General features: G+C 52.1%; 23 protein-coding genes. 13 read left to right on the plus strand and 10 right to left on the minus strand.

From position 1 onward, the window contains the following. The first annotated feature begins 8 nt into the window (after nucleotides 1-8). From ACJJIS_RS20775 to ACJJIS_RS20785, 3 genes are all read left to right on the plus strand, one after another. Nucleotides 9-1,160 carry a PilT/PilU family type 4a pilus ATPase gene (locus tag ACJJIS_RS20775; protein ID WP_108731394.1) on the plus strand — a complete coding sequence of 384 codons (1,152 nt, stop codon included), beginning with the start codon at nucleotides 9-11 and terminating at the stop codon, nucleotides 1,158-1,160. A gap of 255 nt (nucleotides 1,161-1,415) precedes the next feature. After that, on the plus strand, nucleotides 1,416-2,147 hold the full coding sequence (locus ACJJIS_RS20780; RefSeq protein WP_475708959.1) for an SDR family oxidoreductase: 732 nt from the start codon (nucleotides 1,416-1,418) through the stop codon (nucleotides 2,145-2,147). Nucleotides 2,148-2,158: 11 nt separating this feature from the next. After that, nucleotides 2,159-2,767, plus strand: a complete 609-nt coding sequence (locus ACJJIS_RS20785; RefSeq protein WP_475708960.1) for a LysE family translocator — start codon at nucleotides 2,159-2,161, stop codon at nucleotides 2,765-2,767. A gap of 3 nt (nucleotides 2,768-2,770) precedes the next feature. Here the strand turns inward: ACJJIS_RS20785 and ACJJIS_RS20790 are convergent, their stop codons facing one another. Then, entirely contained in the window at nucleotides 2,771-3,517 is a 747-nt protein-coding gene (locus ACJJIS_RS20790; protein ID WP_475708961.1) for a LytR/AlgR family response regulator transcription factor, read from the minus strand. Continuing rightward, a complete protein-coding gene (locus tag ACJJIS_RS20795; RefSeq protein WP_444911923.1) occupies nucleotides 3,514-4,671 on the minus strand; it encodes a sensor histidine kinase in 1,158 nt (385 codons plus the stop codon). Before ACJJIS_RS20795 ends, ACJJIS_RS20790 begins: the two co-directional genes overlap by 4 nt. Before the next feature lie 89 nt (nucleotides 4,672-4,760). Between ACJJIS_RS20795 and argH the strand changes: the two genes are divergently transcribed. Further along, complete coding sequence (gene argH, locus ACJJIS_RS20800; protein WP_475708962.1) at nucleotides 4,761-6,185, plus strand: argininosuccinate lyase; 1,425 nt, start codon at nucleotides 4,761-4,763, stop codon at nucleotides 6,183-6,185. A gap of 7 nt (nucleotides 6,186-6,192) precedes the next feature. Here the strand turns inward: argH and cyaY are convergent, their stop codons facing one another. Continuing rightward, entirely contained in the window at nucleotides 6,193-6,519 is a 327-nt protein-coding gene (gene cyaY, locus ACJJIS_RS20805) for an iron donor protein CyaY (protein WP_282930329.1), read from the minus strand. 107 nt (nucleotides 6,520-6,626) lie between these two features. On the opposite strand from cyaY, the gene lptM reads away from it, so the two are divergent. The 4 genes from lptM (at nucleotide 6,627) to ACJJIS_RS20825 (ending at nucleotide 10,027) form a co-directional block, all read left to right on the plus strand. Beyond that, the gene (lptM, locus tag ACJJIS_RS20810; RefSeq protein ID WP_282930330.1) at nucleotides 6,627-6,977 is read left to right on the plus strand and encodes an LPS translocon maturation chaperone LptM; all 351 of its coding nucleotides are present in this window, start codon (nucleotides 6,627-6,629) and stop codon (nucleotides 6,975-6,977) included. 11 nt (nucleotides 6,978-6,988) lie between these two features. After that, a complete protein-coding gene (gene lysA / locus ACJJIS_RS20815) occupies nucleotides 6,989-8,242 on the plus strand; it encodes a diaminopimelate decarboxylase (RefSeq protein WP_475708963.1) in 1,254 nt (417 codons plus the stop codon). A 93-nt stretch (nucleotides 8,243-8,335) separates the two neighbouring features. Further along, nucleotides 8,336-9,166, plus strand: coding sequence for a diaminopimelate epimerase (dapF, locus tag ACJJIS_RS20820; RefSeq protein ID WP_475708964.1), 831 nt, complete (start codon nucleotides 8,336-8,338; stop codon nucleotides 9,164-9,166). A 123-nt stretch (nucleotides 9,167-9,289) separates the two neighbouring features. Beyond that, a complete protein-coding gene (locus ACJJIS_RS20825; RefSeq protein WP_475708965.1) occupies nucleotides 9,290-10,027 on the plus strand; it encodes a DUF484 family protein in 738 nt (245 codons plus the stop codon). Between the two features lie 74 nt (nucleotides 10,028-10,101). Here the strand turns inward: ACJJIS_RS20825 and ACJJIS_RS20830 are convergent, their stop codons facing one another. The 5 genes from ACJJIS_RS20830 to ACJJIS_RS20850 all read right to left on the minus strand — a co-directional run bounded on the left by ACJJIS_RS20830 (nucleotide 10,102) and on the right by ACJJIS_RS20850 (nucleotide 13,553). Further along, nucleotides 10,102-10,326, minus strand: a complete 225-nt coding sequence (locus ACJJIS_RS20830; RefSeq protein WP_108731384.1) for a hypothetical protein — start codon at nucleotides 10,324-10,326, stop codon at nucleotides 10,102-10,104. A gap of 383 nt (nucleotides 10,327-10,709) precedes the next feature. Further along, nucleotides 10,710-11,048 (minus strand): P-II family nitrogen regulator, encoded by a 339-nt coding sequence (locus ACJJIS_RS20835; protein WP_108731383.1) that lies wholly within the window; start codon nucleotides 11,046-11,048, stop codon nucleotides 10,710-10,712. An 87-nt stretch (nucleotides 11,049-11,135) separates the two neighbouring features. Further along, nucleotides 11,136-12,395: an ammonium transporter AmtB gene (gene amtB / locus ACJJIS_RS20840; protein WP_475708966.1), complete on the minus strand. Its 1,260-nt coding sequence runs from the start codon at nucleotides 12,393-12,395 to the stop codon at nucleotides 11,136-11,138. A gap of 54 nt (nucleotides 12,396-12,449) precedes the next feature. Next, a complete protein-coding gene (locus ACJJIS_RS20845; RefSeq protein WP_282930336.1) occupies nucleotides 12,450-12,788 on the minus strand; it encodes a P-II family nitrogen regulator in 339 nt (112 codons plus the stop codon). A 51-nt stretch (nucleotides 12,789-12,839) separates the two neighbouring features. Then, nucleotides 12,840-13,553: a TorF family putative porin gene (locus ACJJIS_RS20850; protein WP_475708967.1), complete on the minus strand. Its 714-nt coding sequence runs from the start codon at nucleotides 13,551-13,553 to the stop codon at nucleotides 12,840-12,842. Nucleotides 13,554-13,985: 432 nt separating this feature from the next. Here ACJJIS_RS20850 and ACJJIS_RS20855 point away from each other — a divergent pair, with 432 nt between their 5' ends. Together ACJJIS_RS20855 and ACJJIS_RS20860 are read left to right on the plus strand one after the other, a co-directional pair. Then, nucleotides 13,986-14,234, plus strand: a complete 249-nt coding sequence (locus ACJJIS_RS20855; protein ID WP_282930338.1) for an accessory factor UbiK family protein — start codon at nucleotides 13,986-13,988, stop codon at nucleotides 14,232-14,234. A 29-nt stretch (nucleotides 14,235-14,263) separates the two neighbouring features. After that, nucleotides 14,264-15,754 carry a YifB family Mg chelatase-like AAA ATPase gene (locus ACJJIS_RS20860; protein WP_475708968.1) on the plus strand — a complete coding sequence of 497 codons (1,491 nt, stop codon included), beginning with the start codon at nucleotides 14,264-14,266 and terminating at the stop codon, nucleotides 15,752-15,754. Nucleotides 15,755-15,839: 85 nt separating this feature from the next. Here ACJJIS_RS20860 and ACJJIS_RS20865 read toward each other — a convergent pair whose 3' ends face one another. Continuing rightward, nucleotides 15,840-16,541 (minus strand): YopT-type cysteine protease domain-containing protein, encoded by a 702-nt coding sequence (locus tag ACJJIS_RS20865; protein ID WP_475708969.1) that lies wholly within the window; start codon nucleotides 16,539-16,541, stop codon nucleotides 15,840-15,842. Between the two features lie 309 nt (nucleotides 16,542-16,850). On the opposite strand from ACJJIS_RS20865, the gene ACJJIS_RS20870 reads away from it, so the two are divergent. From ACJJIS_RS20870 to ACJJIS_RS20880, 3 genes are read left to right on the plus strand one after another with little or no spacing between them, the layout of a single operon-like run. Then, complete coding sequence (locus tag ACJJIS_RS20870; protein WP_475708970.1) at nucleotides 16,851-17,138, plus strand: putative quinol monooxygenase; 288 nt, start codon at nucleotides 16,851-16,853, stop codon at nucleotides 17,136-17,138. A 7-nt stretch (nucleotides 17,139-17,145) separates the two neighbouring features. Next, complete coding sequence (locus ACJJIS_RS20875; RefSeq protein WP_475708971.1) at nucleotides 17,146-17,589, plus strand: MarR family winged helix-turn-helix transcriptional regulator; 444 nt, start codon at nucleotides 17,146-17,148, stop codon at nucleotides 17,587-17,589. Then, nucleotides 17,586-17,783 (plus strand): putative antibiotic biosynthesis monooxygenase, encoded by a 198-nt coding sequence (locus ACJJIS_RS20880; RefSeq protein WP_413664037.1) that lies wholly within the window; start codon nucleotides 17,586-17,588, stop codon nucleotides 17,781-17,783. The genes ACJJIS_RS20875 and ACJJIS_RS20880 overlap by 4 nt, the downstream gene beginning before the upstream one ends. A 31-nt stretch (nucleotides 17,784-17,814) precedes the next feature. On the opposite strand, the gene bla is transcribed toward ACJJIS_RS20880, so the two are convergent. Continuing rightward, entirely contained in the window at nucleotides 17,815-18,681 is an 867-nt protein-coding gene (gene bla / locus ACJJIS_RS20885) for a subclass B3 metallo-beta-lactamase (protein WP_444913410.1), read from the minus strand.

Below are 18,681 nucleotides of genomic sequence, written 5' to 3' on the forward strand. Positions count from 1 at the left end.
TAATCACCATGGATATTGAAAGACTTCTACAACTGGTTGTAGAGAAGGGCGCTTCGGATTTATTTATCACGGCGGGCGTCCCGCCCTCCATCAAACTGCACGGCCGAGTTGTGCCCTGTAGCAGCACCGCGCTCACGCCAGAGAAAGCGCGCGAGCTGGTGGTGGGAACCATGAACGAGAAACAGCGGCGCGAGTTTGCCGAGCAAAAGGAATTGAACTTCGCGATTGCAGTGCGCAACGTGGGGCGTTTCCGGGTATCGGCCTTCTTCCAGCGCAATCTGGTGGGTATGGTGCTGCGTCGCATCGAAACCAAAATCCCCACTATCGATGGACTCGGACTACCCGACGTACTCAAAGACCTGGCCATGACCAAACGCGGGCTGATTATTTTTGTGGGCGCCACCGGTACCGGTAAGTCCACATCCCTCGCCTCCATGATCGGCCACCGCAATGAGAACACCAAGGGCCATATCATCACCATTGAGGACCCGATCGAATTTATCCACCAGCATCGCGGCTGTATTGTGACCCAGCGCGAAGTGGGCCTGGATACCGAGTCTTTTGATGTAGCCCTGAAAAACACTCTGCGTCAGGCACCAGATGTTATTCTGATCGGTGAGGTCCGCTCCCGCGAAACCATGGACCACGCCATCGCTTTCGCCGAGACCGGCCATTTGTGTCTGTGCACCCTCCACGCCAACAATGCTAACCAGGCCCTCGATCGGATCATTCATTTCTTCCCGGCAGACCGCCACAAACAGTTGTTTATGGACCTGTCCCTCAACCTGAAGGCGATGGTGGCCCAGCAGCTGGTACCGACCCCCGATGGCGATGGCCGCCGTGCCTGCCTTGAGATCATGATCAATACCCCGCTGATGTCGGACCTGATCCGCAAAGGCGAAGTGGATAAGATCAAGGAGTTGATGAAGCGCTCTGGTGAGCAGGGAATGCAGACCTTCGACCAGGCACTCTACGAGCTCTACGATGGGGGAGAAATTACCTATGAGGATGCCCTCTCCCACGCCGACTCCGCCAATGATTTGCGCCTGATGATTAAGCTCAAATCCGAATCCGATGCCGAGTACTTAAATAGTGCCGCTGGCGAGTTGAGTCTACAAAATGATTCAGAGTACGGAGACGGTGGTCCTCAGCTCTACTAGCCCCCGATCCAGCCAGATCAAAACCGTTTACAGACATATCAAAGGTCCCCAGCCTGTAAACGGTTTTCCCCCGGTATAATCCGCTGCGGATATTTCCGCGATGCAAAAGCTGATCCCGCCCAATGATTGAATGATCTCGCGGGCTCTTTTCTGCAGCATTTTTATTGGAAGAAAATAGCCTTTCAATAATCCTCTATTCTCCTGCGCAATATCCCGTTAAAAGAGTGACCAATCAATATGAATTAAAAAGTCGCCTTGATCACTGGTGGCAACCGGGGCATTGGTGCCGCGACAGCCAAATTACTTGCCCACAGGGGGTACCAGATTGCCATTAGCTACCGGCAGCGCAAGCAGCAAGCGGAAGAACTGATCGTCGAACTTCGATCTTTTGGTGTTTTAGCAATAGCCGTTCACGCCGATGTCTCCTCAGAGAAAGATATTGTTCAGCTATTCAATACGGTCTACGAGCAACTAGGCCCAATTAGCTGCCTGGTTAACAACGCGGCAATCATTAAACCGCAAATGCGCGTCGAAACGATGGACGCTGAGCGCATCAATGAAATCCTGCGTACCAACATCACCGGCACCCTGCTCTGCTGCCGGGAAGCAATCAAAAGAATGTCTATCAAAAATGGGGGCACTGGAGGAACCATCGTGAATATTTCCTCTGCTGCCAGCCGTTCGGGATCACCTAACGAGTACATCGACTATGCAGCGAGTAAGGGCGCTGTCGATACGCTGACCATCGGGCTCAGCCAGGAAGTTGCCGATGAAGGGATTCGCGTAAATGGTGTTAGGCCTGGCTTTATTTATACAGAAATGCACGCTGATGGTGGCGAAGCAGACAGAATTGAGCGAGTAAAGTCTGCGATTCCACTCAAGCGTGGGGGACGAGCAGAGGAAGTGGCTAAAGCTGTGGCTTGGCTACTCGGTGATGAATCCACCTTTACTACCGGTTCATTTATTGACGTTGCAGGCGGGAAGTAGGACCAAAAAATATGTTAGAAGCACTCTTTTCACTAATTGCAGCAACCGCTCTATTACTCGGCTCCCCTGGCCCGGCACCACTTGCCCTGGCCGCATCGGGAGCGACATTTGGAGTGAGAAAAAGCAGCGGTTTCCTTATCGGCATCCTGCTTGGCCTGAGTGTCGCCATTGTCGGGGCAACCGCCGGCATCGCCGCACTGCTGGCTGCCTGGCCAGAAGCGCGCTTGGCGGTTCAGCTTTGCGGTGCCTTATATATTGGCTATATCGCGATCAAAATTGCCACGGCCCCGGTACTGGAGCAGGGCGAATCGGCGACGGCTCAGCCTCCGTCGCTGCTGGATGGGTTTATTTTTAACTTATTGAACCCCAAGGCCTATGCCGCCTTCCTTGCCATATTCTCCCAATTCTTACTACCGATTGAAGAGAGTGGCCTGAGCTATTTAGCCACAGGGTTGGTCTGTTTACTGGTAGCCGCTGCGGTGGATTTTATCTGGTTGTGCTTAGGAGGAAGCCTGAGGCCGGTTTTTCATAAACCCAGGCAGGCGCGAATAATCAGGGTAAGTTTTGCGGTATTAATGGTGGCAGCCGTACTCGCTGTTTTTATCCGCGGAAGCATTTAAGCTCTAACACATCTCTGCGATCAACCCTTTTACCGAAGGCAGCATGCGCCGGCTCACCAGCGGCGCTGCTGTTACGCCATCCAGCTCTACCCGGTAATTTGTACCGTCCCTGCGCAACCCAACAATATATTGCACAGCCACCAGCGCGCTGCGGTGAATACGCACGAAACGCTGTCCAAACTCACTCTCAAGCTCTTTTAGAGACTCATCCAGAATGGTCTCTCCAGCGGCGTGATGGGCTACAACATACTTGCTGTCCGCAACCAGACAGCGGATAGAATCTACATCCAACAGCTCCACCCCCAGGCGACTTATCGCCTTAATGCGGCTGCGGCCACTGGGCTCCTCCAGATCCTGCTTGGTTAACAACTGCTGCTGCGGCTTACTCAGACGCTGCGCTTTGGAAACTGCCTCGCGCAGCTGTTCGACATTCACAGGTTTTAATAGATAACCAACCGCTGAGGTGGCAAAAGCGGGCAAAGCAAACTCATCGTGAGCAGTGCAGAAAATTATTGCCGGCGGACACACGAAGCTGGATAACTGCTGAGCCAATTCCAGGCCGCTACCACCGGGCATTTCAATATCCAGTAGCACAAGGTCCGGGTCGAGTTCGCGGATCTGTGATAGTCCTGCTTCAATATCTGCCGCTTCTCCTACAGCAATACAATTATCGATCCTCTCCAACTGCCGGTGCAGACGGGCACGAGCCAAAGGCTCATCATCAACAATCAGTACGCGCAATTGGGTCACTCCATCACCTCGATAGTCTTCTTGGAATTTGTGGTGGACTCTATTTCCCGCCGGTCCACTTCCCGGGGAGATAAGGGTAGCTGTAGTATGACCCGGTACCGGCCCTCCTCCCGACGGGCGGTAAATTTGAAGCGATCGCCGTAGTATGCAGTGAGACGCTGGCGAATATTCTCTGTCGCCATGCCATTACCTGTCTTCGCAGGAACTGCACTGTCCTGTGGCAATGGGTTTTCAATAACAACTTTGAACATGCCCCCCTCTTGCGAGAGTTGTACTCTGATCTCTCCGCCTGCCCGCAACTGTGCCACACCGTGCAACACCGCATTCTCCAATAGGGGTTGAAGCAACATACTGGGCAGCTGAACCTTATCCAGGCCCGCGTCTAGCTGCCAACTCTGGCGTAAACGCTCCCCCAGACGCAGGGCTTCAATCTCCAAATAGCGTTGGGCTAGAGTAATCTCTTGCGCTAAAGGCACCAGCTTTGGATCGGCGAGGCTTGCACGAAATAATGCACATAAATCCTCTACCAATCGCTCCGCGCGATCAGGATCAACAGCGATCAAACTAGCCAGGCTGTTCATACTGTTAAAGAGGAAATGGGGGCGAATCCGCGATTGAAGTGCCTCAATTCGGGCACCGAGCTCCGCCTGCTGCTGGTTGTAGAGTTGCTGCTGAAGATAGGCGTAGCGCAATACCACCCCCGCACAAATAGCCCCAAGCAGGCAGTCGCCCGCAAACCCCCAGCTGTCAAAGCTGGTCTGCAACAACACCGCGCGCAGGGAGCGCTGCACTGCCATCACCAATATGAGCACCGACAGCACTGCAATAAAACTCAAGCCGCCAGCGAGTTTGTGGGGCATTTTCGCCAGGCTCGGCCGAAGCCGGCAAAGTAGCGCGGCCGAGGGCAATATCACCCATTGGATCACCAGAGAGATCAGCCCCAGGCGCTGCCAACTGAATTCCGGTAAACCATCCAGGGCCAGGACCAGCACCAATGCCAGCAATTCCCCCATCAACACCAGCACCGCCAGAGAGGTGACACTGCAGAGGTCTGGCAGAAACGGAAGCTGCCCAGATAGCGCAGAATCCTTATTTCCTGTGCGATATTTTCGAATTTTCTGCGTTATAATGCCCGACGGCCAGGGGAATGACATGCAGTTGTTATTCTTGATTGTCCCAAAGTTCCAAGCGCAAGATATCACCAAGCTCCCCAGCCTTTCATCTCACTGCAGCCAGGAAAACCATGAGTAACGAAAAATCCCCCTCCGAGTCCGCCAACAATCCTGCCGCCAAACTCTGGGGCGGCCGCTTTAGTGAAGCCACCGATGCCTTTGTCGAGCGATTTACCGCCTCGGTGACTTTTGACCAGCGCATGGCCATGGAAGACATCCAGGGATCACTTGCCCACGCGCAGATGTTGTCAGAAGTGGGGGTATTAAGTGCTGATGAATATCACAAGATAGCCGACGGCCTGAAGGGCATCGCCGAAGAGATAAAAGCGGGAGAATTTCCCTGGTCTGTGCAGCTCGAAGATGTCCATATGAATATCGAAGCGCGCCTGACCCAACGCATTGGTGCCACTGGCAAGAAACTGCATACCGGCCGCTCGCGCAACGATCAGGTGGCAACCGACATCCGCCTGTGGCTGCGTGGGCGCATCGATCTGATTGCTGCCGAACTGACCCGCCTGCAAAATGGCTTGGTCGATTTGGCGGAGCGCGAAGCCGATACCATTATGCCCGGCTTTACTCACTTACAGAGCGCGCAACCGGTGACCTTTGGCCACCACTTACTGGCCTGGAATGCCATGCTGAGCCGGGATTTCGAGCGCCTGATGGATTGCCGCAAACGGGTTAACCGCTCACCGTTGGGAGCCGCAGCACTGGCCGGCACCAGCTATCCGATCAATCGCGCACGCACAGCGGAGTTGCTGGGCTTCGATGCCCCCACAGAAAACTCCCTCGACTCAGTCAGCGACCGGGACTTCGCTATCGAGTTCTGTGCTTTCGCCGCGCTGCTGCTCACCCATCTGTCCCGGGCCAGTGAAGAGCTGGTGCTGTGGACTTCCAGCCAGTTCGACTTTATTGACCTTCCCGATCGCTTCTGCACCGGCTCCTCAATTATGCCGCAGAAGAAAAACCCCGATGTTCCGGAGCTGGTGCGCGGAAAAACGGGCCGGGTTAACGGCCACCTGATTGCGCTGCTGACACTGATGAAGAGCCAACCGCTGGCCTACAACAAGGACAACCAGGAAGATAAAGAGCCACTATTCGATGCCGCCGATACCGCACTGGATTGCCTGCGCGCGTTTGCCGATATGGCGCCGGCACTGAAGGCAAAAAAAGAAAATATGCTGGAAGCTGCGGCCAAGGGCTTCTCCACCGCGACGGATCTGGCCGATTATCTGGTACGCAAAGGGGTGGCCTTCCGCGATGCTCACGAAATTGTCGGGCAGTCCGTATCCTTTGCTATTGAACAGGATAAAGACTTATCCGAACTCAGCCTGGCCCAACTACAACAGTTCTCAACAGAAATTGGCGAAGATGTATTTGAGGTGCTGACTTTAGAGGGCTCGGTTGCGGCTCGCGATCATATTGGCGGTACCGCACCGAACCAAGTGCGCGCGGCCTGTAAACGCGCACGGGAAGAGATTTCGCAGCGCACTTAAGCGCTGTTTAAGCGGATAATCCGAGGGAAACCTGTTCGCCTTGCTGCTCGCTCAATACGCGGTCGAGCAAAGTCGGCAGGTCCTCACCGGTCGTGGTGCACTTCCAACCGGGGTTTTCAAAAGAAAGATGGTAGCCACCGGATTTGGCGGCGACCCACAACTCCCGGTTGGCAGACTGGCGCGAGAGAATTACCTGGCTGCCATTGTCTTCCAGGGTCAGGGTCAGCACCGCATCACTGCGTTCGTAGTCAATATCCCAATCACAGTGATCGAGTGCATCCTCAATACCGATTAGAGTCTGCTCCACAGCCGCATCATATTCCGCTTGGCTCATCTTTGGTTACTTCTGTTACCGTGTAATGTGTTGAATCAGGTGGGCCGCTATACTATCAGGCTTTTGCCGGTTGCCGCTGCGAATCTCCGACTCTCAGGATGTTATCGATGCTCAAAAAACGACTCTCTCTATTAACCATCACCATCGGTGCCACCGCACTGTTACTGGGCTGTGGCCAAAAAGGTCCTCTCTATCTTCCACAGGACCCCGCCATGCCCGCCTCCAATATTCCAGGTGGCCCGCCGGAGACAGTACCCACCAGTGGTGCAGCACAACCCGGCGAGCCCGGCTCTGCAGCAGAGCAAGCGGTGGAAACCGTTGATGAAATTGAATCTGAAGACGGCTACGGGCCCGATTTTGATATCGATGACACCATTGAGACCGGCCCGACTATCGAAGTCGACGACGAATCGGGCACAGCGGATGACTCCAATGTCGAGGAAGATTTAGAAGAGTAAGAACCGGTCATATGAGAGAGTTTAGTTATCGCGACGGTAGCCTGTGGGCTGAGCAGGTTTCACTGGAACAAATAGCTGAGAATTTCGGCACCCCCACTTATGTCTACAGCCGCGCACACTTTGAACGGCAATATCGGGATTACGCCGAGGCCCTCGGCAATCGCCCCGGATTAATCTGCTACGCAGTAAAAGCCAACAGTAACCTGGGCATTCTGTCACTGCTGGCACAGCTGGGGGCGGGCTTTGATATTGTTTCCGGCGGGGAACTTGAGCGAGTGCTGCTCGCCGGCGGCGACCCATCGCGAATCGTATTTTCCGGAGTGGGTAAAACCTCAGAGGAAATGCGGCGCGCTCTGGACGTTGGAGTGCACTGCTTCAATATTGAATCAGAAGCGGAAATTGACCGCCTTGAGCGCGTGGCCGCAGAGTGTGGCAAGACCGCCCCGATTTCCATCAGGGTCAATCCCGATGTGGATGCCCAAACCCACCCCTATATTTCCACTGGTCTCAAAGAAAATAAATTTGGCATCGCCATAGACAAGGCGATCGAGGTTTATCAGCACGCGGCGGATTCCGAGCACCTGAAAATTACCGGTGTGGACTGCCATATCGGCTCCCAGCTCACCGAAGTCGCCCCCTTCCTGGATGCACTCGATCGCCTGCTGGTCCTTATCGATCAGCTCGCCGAGCTGGGAATTACCCTGGAACACCTGGATCTGGGCGGAGGCCTCGGTGTGCGCTATCGGGGTGAGGAACCACCCCCTGTCGGGGATTACCTGACGGAGGTCCACAAGCGTATCGGCGAACGCAATTTATCCCTGATTCTCGAACCCGGCCGCTCCATTGCCGCCAACGGCGGCGCCCTGCTGACCCGGGTCGAATACCTGAAGCGTACCGAAGAGCACAACTTCGCTATCGTCGATGCCGCCATGAATGACAACCTGCGTCCGGCCCTTTACCAAGCATGGCAGGATATTGTGCCAGTGACACCGGACGAGAGTGAAAGTACCCTGTGGGATATTGTCGGTCCGGTATGCGAAACGGGCGACTTCCTGGGTAAAAACCGCTCCCAATCTCTGCGAGAGGGGCAGCTGTTAGCCATGTTGTCGACCGGTGCCTACGGTTTCACCATGAGTTCCAATTACAACAGCCGCTGTCGCGCTGCTGAAGTACTTGTGGATGGCGACAAAACTTACCTGGTGCGTGAGCGGGAGACTTTTGCCGACTTGGTTCGCGGTGAGACCACTGTCCCCAAAAAAGCCTGATCAGCTACTTGCATCGCAGTGGGGTCCATTTTTCAGCCCGGGCCCCAAACCGCAGCTAACGCCGCGGAAAATCAGTACGAACAGAGAAATGGAATGCGCGTTAAATTCAGCAAGATGCATGGGCTCGGCAACGATTTCGTGATGCTCGACGGCGTCAGCCAAAAAATTAAACTGACCCCGGAAAAAACTCGTCGCCTGGCAGACCGCTGCCTCGGCGTGGGCTGCGACCAGGTACTGCTGGTGGAGCCGCCCCGCACACCCGAGGCGGATTTTCGCTATCGCATATTTAACGCCGATGGCAGCGAAGTGGAAAATTGCGGCAATGGCGCCCGCTGTTTTGCCCGCTTTGTACGTGAACGCCGCCTTACCGGTAAGAAAAATATCCAAGTAGAAACTGCCGCCGGTTTACTGCACCTGAGAGTGCTGGACGGGGATCAGGTTAGTGTCGATATGGGAGCACCGGTCCTCGAGCCCCAAAAAGTACCTTTTTCCGCCGATCGCCGTGCAGAGTCCTATCCCCTGGAAGTGGACGGGGAGACCTTCACCATTGGTGCTATATCCATGGGCAACCCCCACGCGGTTCTGCTGGTGGAAGATATCGCTTCCGCACCGGTAGAAAGACTCGGGCCCCTAATTGAACGCCACCCGCGGTTCCCACAAAAGGTCAACGCTGGCTTTTTGCAAGTGGATACACGCACCGAAGCCCAGCTCAGGGTATTTGAGCGCGGGGTTGGCGAAACTCGTGCCTGTGGCACAGGCGCCTGTGCTGCCATGGTATACGCTCGCCTGCGAAACCTGGTGGATGACAAAGTCCAAATTCAGCTCCCCGGCGGCACACTGACAATTCACTGGAGCGGACCCGGCCAGCCAGTTACTATGACCGGGCCCGCAACCACGGTTTTTCACGGGCAGATTATTCTCTAAACAATTGTCCGGGTATTTGGCAGTAAACCCGCCACAAGCGGGTACGGGATAACTCAGAGAGCAGAACGCTTCGCCACATCAGTTGTCCGATGCCCCATCCCCGTGCCAGAAAAAGCAAACACAATGGAACACACAGACGCCAATCAGCCCCCCGAAGAGATTGCCGGCGACACTCACAAGGAAACCCAGCGTGACGATAAACTGCTGGCACGGCAGGTAGCTCGCTACCTGATTCAAAACCCGGAGTTCTTTGAAGAGCGCATGGAACTGCTAGAAACCATCAAGTTGCCGCGGGAAAATGGCAAGACCGTGTCGCTGATGACCCACCAAACGAATTTGCTGCGTGAGCGCAATATCGAAATGCGACAGCGCCTCGACCAGCTCTTGCACAACGCCCGGGACAACGACCAGTTTTTTTTCAATAGCCGCCGACTTATCCTTGCACTGCTGGAAGCTGAAAATATCGGTGAAGTCACAGAAGCTCTCTACGCCAGTTTCGCCGCTGACTTCAATGTTGAGTTCACCAGCCTGACTCTGTTCGAGCCAATATCTGCTTCCCGCCAAAGCCTGGGACAAGTTCAGACCAGCACATTTTCCGATGCCGAGACGGCAATTGGCGGAATAATTCGTAACGGCCGTCCCATCTGCGGTGTTTTGCGCCAACGGGAAAAAGAATTCCTGTTTGCGGAAAAAGCGCAATATATCGCTTCAGCTGCCGTCGTTCCTTTGGGCAATCAACTTGGCACCCTAGCGGTAGGCTCTGCTGATCCCCAGTACTACCGGTCTAGCCTGGGCACTTTATTCCTATCCTATATCGGCGAAGTCCTGGAGCGCCTGCTACCGAAACTGCTCAATCGGTAAAAGCTCTGAGAGGCTGAGAGGGGTTTGGCCAACTGTCACTCCTCCTGCTGGAGGAGCAACAGCGACCAGAGAGATTAGATAGGGCGGCTGCCGTATTTTGGCTGCGGTTTGCGCGGGGGGTCGGCGGTAACTTCTGGATCAACTTCACTAATCGCGCCGCCACCGGCGAGAAACTCCTCTACATCGGAACTTAACTGGCTTCTGGCGCGCTGGCGAGAGGTGATACTGCGTTCTTCTGCAAATTCCTCGGAGTCCTTGCTGCGAGAGTTCTTACCCTGATCTTCATAACCATCTTTCATAGCTAAAACCCTGTAACCTTTACTCCTGTTACAGAGGGAGTACCTCTGTGCCGCCCCTTTCCCGCGGCATCTACAAAACTGACAACCACTTTTCAGTGGCGATCCCCTACCGCGTCAATAGCGGCGATTAATTTATAGGCAGTTCCCCACCCCCGTGCCAGTAACACAAGGAGGAGGCTGTAGAGTTTTTTGTTGGGAAATGAAATGGGAATATTTCAGTTAGTTATGCAGATTTTTGCGCCTGCCCCCGTAGCAGGTATTTCAAGCAAAATAGATAACAAAGATCGAAGGCGAGATAGCGGGACTTATCAGAAGTGCGTATAAAGCCCCTTGCGGGGCTTATGATACTCAATCGCTACGTTATGAAAGAGTTATCAAACAGGTTACACAGCTTCGCTACCGGTTTCACCGGTACGGATACGAATGACTTCTTCGAGAGCCGTGATAAAGATTTTGCCGTCACCGATTTTGCCGGTTTGCGCCGCCTTGGTGATTGCCTCAACAGCGGAGTCCACCATCTCATCATCAACAGCGAGTTCCAATTTTACTTTCGGTAGGAAGTCCACCACATATTCGGCGCCACGATAAAGTTCTGTATGGCCTTTTTGACGCCCAAAACCTTTTACCTCGGTGACGGTCATTCCCTGCACGCCCACTTCAGACAGGGCAGTGCGTACATCATCCAATTTGAAGGGCTTTACTACAGCCGTAATCAATTTCATCTTGAGTATTTCCCCTGATTCGTCCTCGTCGAGAGAACCTTACCCAGGCCACTGCCCCGCCTATGGGGCAGCACCGACACTGTTAACTTACTTGTTCATAAATTCCGGGTAAGCTTCCATTCCGCATTCGGTCAAGTCAACACCCTCTTGCTCCTCATCTTCGCTCACACGGATACCAGTGACGAGCTTGAGGAGGTACCACACTGCAAATGAACTGACGAATACCCAGCCAAAGATGGTCAGTGCACCAATCAATTGCCCGCTGAAACTGGAATCATTGTTAGTCACAGGTACCAATAGCAAACCGAGCAAGCCGACAACGCCGTGTACAGAGATAGCGCCCACCGGATCATCAATTTTCAGCTTATCCAGGGTGATGATAGAGAAGACCACCAACACACCGGCGATCATACCGAAGAGGGTTGCCTGCAATGCAGTCGGGGTCGAAGGCTCCGCTGTAATTGCCACCAGACCGGCCAGGGCACCATTTAGCAACATGGTCAGATCCGCTTTACCGAACAGGATACGGGCGGTGATCAGTGCAGCAATAGCACCACCGGCAGCAGCGGTATTGGTATTCACAAAGACCATGGCTACGGAGTGTGCACTGGCAGCATCTCCCAGTTTCAGCACCGAGCCGCCGTTGAAGCCAAACCAGCCCATCCACAGGATAAAGGTACCCAAGGTTGCCAACGGCAAGTTAGCACCGGGAATAGCATACACCTGACCGTTGGGGCCGTATTTGCCTTTACGCGCGCCCAGCAGCAAGACACCAGCAAGCGCAGCCGCTGCACCCGCCATATGCACGATACCGGAACCGGCAAAATCAGAGAAACCGAGATTGCCCAAATTGTACAGGCCGAAAACCTCTTTGCCGCCCCAGGTCCAGGCACCTTCCAGTGGATAGATGAAACCGGTCAAAACTACTGCAAAGGCCAGGAAGCTCCACAGCTTCATACGCTCGGCAACCGCACCAGAAACAATAGACATGGCGGTAGCTACAAAGACCACCTGGAAGAAAAAGTCTGAAGCTCCGGAATAAACGGAGTCACCCTCAAAACCATTTTCTGCAGAATCACTGAGAACGCCTTCCAGACTAAACGCCTCAATACCGGACAATGCCCAGCCACCATCGTACATAATGGCGTAGCCAGTCAGCAGATACATAATGCAGGCAATCGCAAACAGGGCCACATTCTTGGTGAGAATTTCCGTGGTGTTTTTGGAGCGCACCAAGCCGGCTTCCAGCATGGAAAAGCCGGCGGCCATCCACATTACCAAGGCGCCGCACATCAGAAAGTAAAAAGTATCAATTGCATACTGCAATTGAAAAATTTGGTTCTCCATATTCCTCTCCGTTCAAATCTGGATATTTATTAAAATTATGTTTTCGGTTTTTAATTAAATTGCTGCATTACCGGTTTCTCCGGTACGTATACGCACAACCTGCTCAAGCTCTGCGACAAATATTTTTCCGTCACCGATCTTGCCACTCTGCGCGCTGGAACCAATTGCTTCGATAACCGCATCCAGTTGCGAATCTGCCACCGCTATTTGCAGCATGGTTTTCGGAAGAAAATCCACCACATACTCTGCACCGCGATACAATTCCGTATGCCCTTTTTGGCGACCAAAGCCCTTCACTTCAGTGACCGTTACACCATTAACCCCCGACTCCCGCAGGGCATCTCTCACAGCATCCAGCTTGAAGGGTTTAATGATTGCAGTGATTAATTTCATGGTATTCCCCTAAAGAAAACGAGCCCTCGCATTAACGAAGGCCCTTTTGTATTACCAGGTATAAGTCGCGCCGGCGAGCAATGTAGGTTCGCACCAGTCAGTCTCGTAACATTCGCTATCGCTAACATCGGTGCCCACGAAAGAAGCGCTCAGGCTCAAGCCACCAAATTCTTTACTGAGGGAAACGGAGTAATCGATATAGGAATCAGATCCATCGAGAAAACCTTCTTCTTCAAAGAGGTTTAATCCCAGATGTAGATCGAGAGAAAGATCTGAGGGAAGAGCGAAACTATATTCCGCATAAGGGTAATAAAATTCACCGGTATCCGCCCAATAATCATCGGAATAGGCAAACCCCAACGTTAAATCTGAAAAACTCAGGCTGCCGTATATTTCCTGATAATCTTCATCGGCATTACCGCCGTGATAGGCGTAATAGATGTAGCCAACATCAAAGCTGACACTGTCATTGATATCTCCGCTATAACCGCCGTAAAAATCCTGTTCATAATCGGTTTCATCGGAGCCGTAATCAAAATCCACTTGGGATGCCCAGGTGCCAATATAAATGCCGTTTCCAAAATCAACATCGACACCACCCTGTACTGCGGGGCCTCCATCAGTCTGGCTAATTCCACGGAATCGATAGTCAGAAACAAGACCCACATTGGCACTAATGCTGGGACCGCCCTCGGCAGCCATCGATAAATTTGCAGCGCCCAGTGCAAGAACGGCACCGGTGACGAGAGTGGCAACTTTATACATTTTATTTTCCACTTTGATCCTCCAAGGCTTTTGAAGCTGTTTTTTCGAGTGCTTTTATGGCGCCGCCTGCAATCAGTCCTTCACTGTCGGGTGTGACAGAGGGTCGCTTGCGTCTCGTGAACTGCTACTTTCCCAGACTCCCAATGATCGTTAATGGGACACCTGCACAGATTGTTTGCAGACTTGATGCCAACACTGCAACCACAAGCAAAATCAATAAGTTAGGAGTAACTGAATTATTAAAATTCGTACGAATAGAAACTCGAAGGCAAAGTGTTGCACCAACATGGAACTGCCTTTCTTCCTTTGCACTGAAGTGGGGAGGTAAAGATTAAGGTGCGCTCAGAACGGTGCGCTGTTAGGCTGCTTTTTCCAAAAAATGCACTGGGTTACAATCCCGTGCTATTCATATCCATCTTATTTAGCGAGGAAATGCCCGTGGCAGCAGATAAACTGCAACAGCTGCTGAAAGAGCTACAACAACAGGGCGCCGTGGTGACCAGTGACTTGCGCAGTGCTCTGGAAGTATCACTGGATAAATTGCCATTGGTCTCCCAGCGAGAGTTCGACACTCAGGTGGAGATACTGCGCCGGACCCGGGAAAAGCTGGCACGACTCGAGGATAAGGTCGAAATGCTGGAGCAAGCCCTGGCGCAGAGAGACAGCGCCGCCAAGGACTAAGCCCAGGGAGCCACTTCAAGGATGAAATCGTGAGCCTCTCAGTCACCTACTCCCGAGCTCAGCTCGGGGTCTCTGCACCTCTGGTTACCGTAGAAACCCACCTGGCAAATGGCCTCCCTGCTTTTCATATTGTGGGTTTACCGGAAGCGGCGGTGCGGGAGAGCCGCGACCGTGTCCGCAGCGCCCTAATCAATAGTCATTTCGACTTCCCCCAGCGCCGTATTACCGTCAACCTCGCCCCCGCCGACTTACCCAAGGAAGGTGGCCGCTACGATCTGGCCATCGCCATCGGCATTCTCAGCGCCTCGGGACAGGTTCCCACCGAAACTCTGGAACGTTATGAATTTATTGGCGAGCTAGCACTCACTGGCGCCTTGCGGGAAGTAAGTGGTAGCTTACCGGCAGCCGTAGCCTGCACCAATGAAGACCGTAAACTCGTTGTGCCTACCGAGAACGGTGCGGAAGCCGCGCTGGCAACCGGCGAAGTCAGCATTGCCAACTCCCTGCTGCAGGTTTGCGCCGAACTTCATGGACGTGAATCTATGCCTAAAGCTGTTGTAGAGCCTATTGCCGAAGAGCACCTTTGCGCAGACTTGGCCGATGTGCGCGGCCAACTAAAAGCCCGCCGCGCTCTCGAAGTGGCAGCAGCCGGGAGCCACAATCTGCTTTTTTACGGTCCTCCCGGCACCGGCAAAACCATGTTGGCCAGCCGCCTGCCGGGTATATTGCCCCCGCTGACAACTGAAGAGTCACTAGAGGTAGCGAGCGTTTACTCCAGCGCAGGCCTACCTCACCAGAGCCTGCGCCCTTTCAGGGCCCCGCACCACAGCGCCTCACCAACAGCGCTGGTCGGTGGTGGCAGCACCCCAAGGCCCGGTGAGATATCCCTCGCGCACCGGGGAGTCCTTTTTCTCGATGAAATGCCCGAATTTCCCAGGCACGCTCTGGAGATACTGCGGGAACCCCTGGAGAATGGTGAAGTGCGAATCTCCCGCGCCCGAGCCCAAGTCACCTACCCCGCCCACTTTCAGCTGGTTGGGGCTATGAACCCCTGCCCTTGTGGGTATTTAGGCGAGCCCCGCTGTCGCTGTACCCCAGACCAGATAGATCGATACCGCAACAAGCTTTCAGGCCCGTTGCTAGATCGTATCGACATGCAGGTAGAGGTGGGCGCTATGAATGCTGTGCAATTACAGGATTCAGCTCCCGGAGAAACTTCCGATACCGTGAGAGAGAGAGTTTGTGCCGCACGCCAGCAACAAATACAGCGGCAAGGTAAGACAAATAACCTGTTAAAAGGCGCAGAGCTGGAAAAGCACTGTGCCTTGGGGGAAAAGGAAAAGCACCTCTTACGACAGTCGGTGGAAAAACTGGGGCTATCCGCGCGTAGTTACCATCGGGTCCTTAAAGTAGCCCGAACCTTGGCAGACCTTGCTAATTCTGAACGTATAAGCACAACTCAAATTGCTGAAGCTTTGGCGTATCGCAATCTGGACAGGCGCCAAACGGCTACGGCATAACTTGCCTATATGAACACTTACACATCCCGAGGAATCTATACCGGTCTCGATACCTTTATTCGTAAACTGAGGTGGATACTCAATATCAGCTCATGAAGTAATTTAAATTAGGATCCCGACTATAAGACCCCATTTCCAAAACATGGAGCACTTTACGCCCCAAATATTGTGCACCTTGTTCACGTCCCCCAACCCCATAAGGAAAGATCACATCGCTTAAAAAATTCCTCAGGTGCGCCAGATAATTAAATTGGAAAGTCCCAATATTTGGATCAAAAAATATCAAACTTTCAAGATCCAAGGCCATAGTATGCGAATGAAAACTTCGAGTGGAAATTATTCGAAATTGATTTATATCTGGCCCCTGACAGCAGTAATCACCAACCCAATTTCTAAGTCTATTGACATATTCTTTACGGGGCATATTTCCTACGAAACCGTGAGTATTCATCCACAAATGGGCATCCTTCATCTGAGTATTCGCAGCTTTTGTGGCATTAAATAATTCTATTGCCGGCGAAAGAGCATCAGCAATAACTCTCTTATTCTGCCCGACCATAGGGTCTAGATAGCCCCTGTTTTTAATTTGCCCCTCAAGCCAATAAAGTGCTAGTGCTATACATATACCATCTCCAACTCCCCTTTTAGTGAGTACAGTGTGAATTTTACTTCCAGGGGATTGTGAAAACTCAACAACTCTAATACAACCCCGAGCTCTTGCTGCTAAGATAACTCTTTCTATAATTCTGCGAGTATCTCTTGCAGTTCGATTCATCCATAAAGGCATATTTATCCTCACCCAGTAAAAGCTTCGATCATTATTCGACAAATTGTTGCAACTCAACTTGTCGACAACTTTTCGTCCGATTGCATGTACATGAACAATTAACCTTCATCCTACAGTGAGGCTTTACTGTATTTTTGATTTTTCTTGCTATTTCTCCCCCTAGTGATTTCAGTATTTTATAAACCCAGCCCACTTAAAATAGGCCTGTATTCATTCCCATTAATCATTGCAATTATTGACATGGCGATCAGTTGACATAACCACCCAAATAGTTATCATGATAACCATCGCTATATAAAGGCACTATGTATGAACAAGCATCTATTCATTATTGCCAAGATTTCCCCCAAGGCTGAATTCTTCATGCAAGCCAAACAGGCCATCCTGTCCATAGTGGCTAATACATTGGAGGAAGAGGGCTGCCTGCAGTTTTCTGTGCACGAGGATAGGGAAAACCTGTTTTTATACGAGGAGTGGCGCAGTCAGGAAGACTTAGACAAGCATTACGCTATGCCCTATATCGCTCCGATATTCGAAGCCTATAAAGAGTGGCTAAAAGAGCCTGTGGAGATCAATAAGCTGGAGAGGTTAGCTTAATACCCTTATGTTTTTTCTCAAAGAACTTCCCTCACAACAGATGGTTGAGGGATATTCCAAACGATTTTCTGTAAAAGATCCCGCTGCCGTTCAGGGCGCCCTTACCATGATGCGGGATGCGAGTCTGCTATTGCGGGAGCTGGAGGGATATTTTTCTGAACACGGAACCTCCCAGCTGCGCTTCCTGGTAATGATCGTTATCGACCGGGAGCCTCAAAGAGATAGTTTGCTGGCTTCAGAAATCGCAGAGCGTATCGATGTTTCTCGCCCGGTAATGACACGAACCCTGAAAAGCATGGTGGAAGATGAGCTCATCGTTATGGAAGCAGACTCCAGCGATGGCAGGGCAAAATGTGTAGCACTTACTGAGAATGGAAAAAAATTTCTACAGAAAATCTTGCCCGGATATTTTAAGACAATTTCTAAATTTATGGAGGAATTGAACAAATGAAGAAACCGATACTACATGCTCTGTGCATCTGGGCATTGGTTTACCCTATTGTTACTCTATTACTTCTAGGGATGCAGGCACTGGAATTGCAAATTGCAATTGGTTTAAAAGCGCTAATAATGACCGTTATTCTGGTCCCACTAATGTATTTCTATCTTGTGCCAAAGGTGCATCAATTTTTGGCCCGGCATTAATATGCCGAGCCATGTTTTGTAGCGCAAATATCTAGTCAGCTGGATCTTTCTCAGCTTCCAGCTTTTCACTTAATTTTTCTTTCGCTTTCTCTGCATATTGATGACAGCTTACTGATTTTTTCTGTATAGCTTTGTTTTTAAACTCCCAACCGCTGGCAGGTGCATGAGGGGTAAGTAGTAAATCACAAGGTAAATCCCGCACACGGGCAAAGCTTGTGCGGAAGTCCTCTAAGATATTGGGATAGCGGCGGTTATCAATCAGTTGATAACCGGGCGCTGTAAGGCTATCCACATAAGCTATATCTTTAGTTTTACCATCAACTTTGTCTTCCCAGGTCCAGGCCATACTGCCTGGTGTATGGCCTGGGATAAAATGTACGCGTAGACGCAAATCCCCTAGAACCACTTGCTCGCCATCGTGCAGGATACGATCCGCCTTTATTGGCGGATATAAAAGTTCGTCGGCAAAATGAATATCATTGGCACCACCGCGAGCCATTAACACCGCTGACTCGGCATTGGTTACTACCTGTGCACCAGTTACGCGTTTTAGCTCGGCTAAGGAACCTACATGGTCTGCATGGGCCTGACTGTGCAAAATTAACTTGAGATCCGAGGGGGCGACTCCCAACCTGCGCATATTCTCCAATAAATGCTCAGCCGTCTGCTCCATGCCACCATCAATTAGAATCGATCCCTCTTTGCCTTTTAATAACAGTGAGGTAATTCCCTCGGTACCTATTTGCCACGTGTTACCTGCAATCTTTAGAGGCGCTACCGGCTGACGCCAGGATTCTGGTACCTTGTAGGTTTCCAGTTGTGGTAAGACAGCATAGTTTTCCGCTGCCGAAAAACTGGAATAAGCGGCCATCACTATTGCGGCTAATTGGATTCTTAT

The sequence above is a fragment of the Microbulbifer maximicatervae (SeqCode) genome (assembly GCF_056231245.1).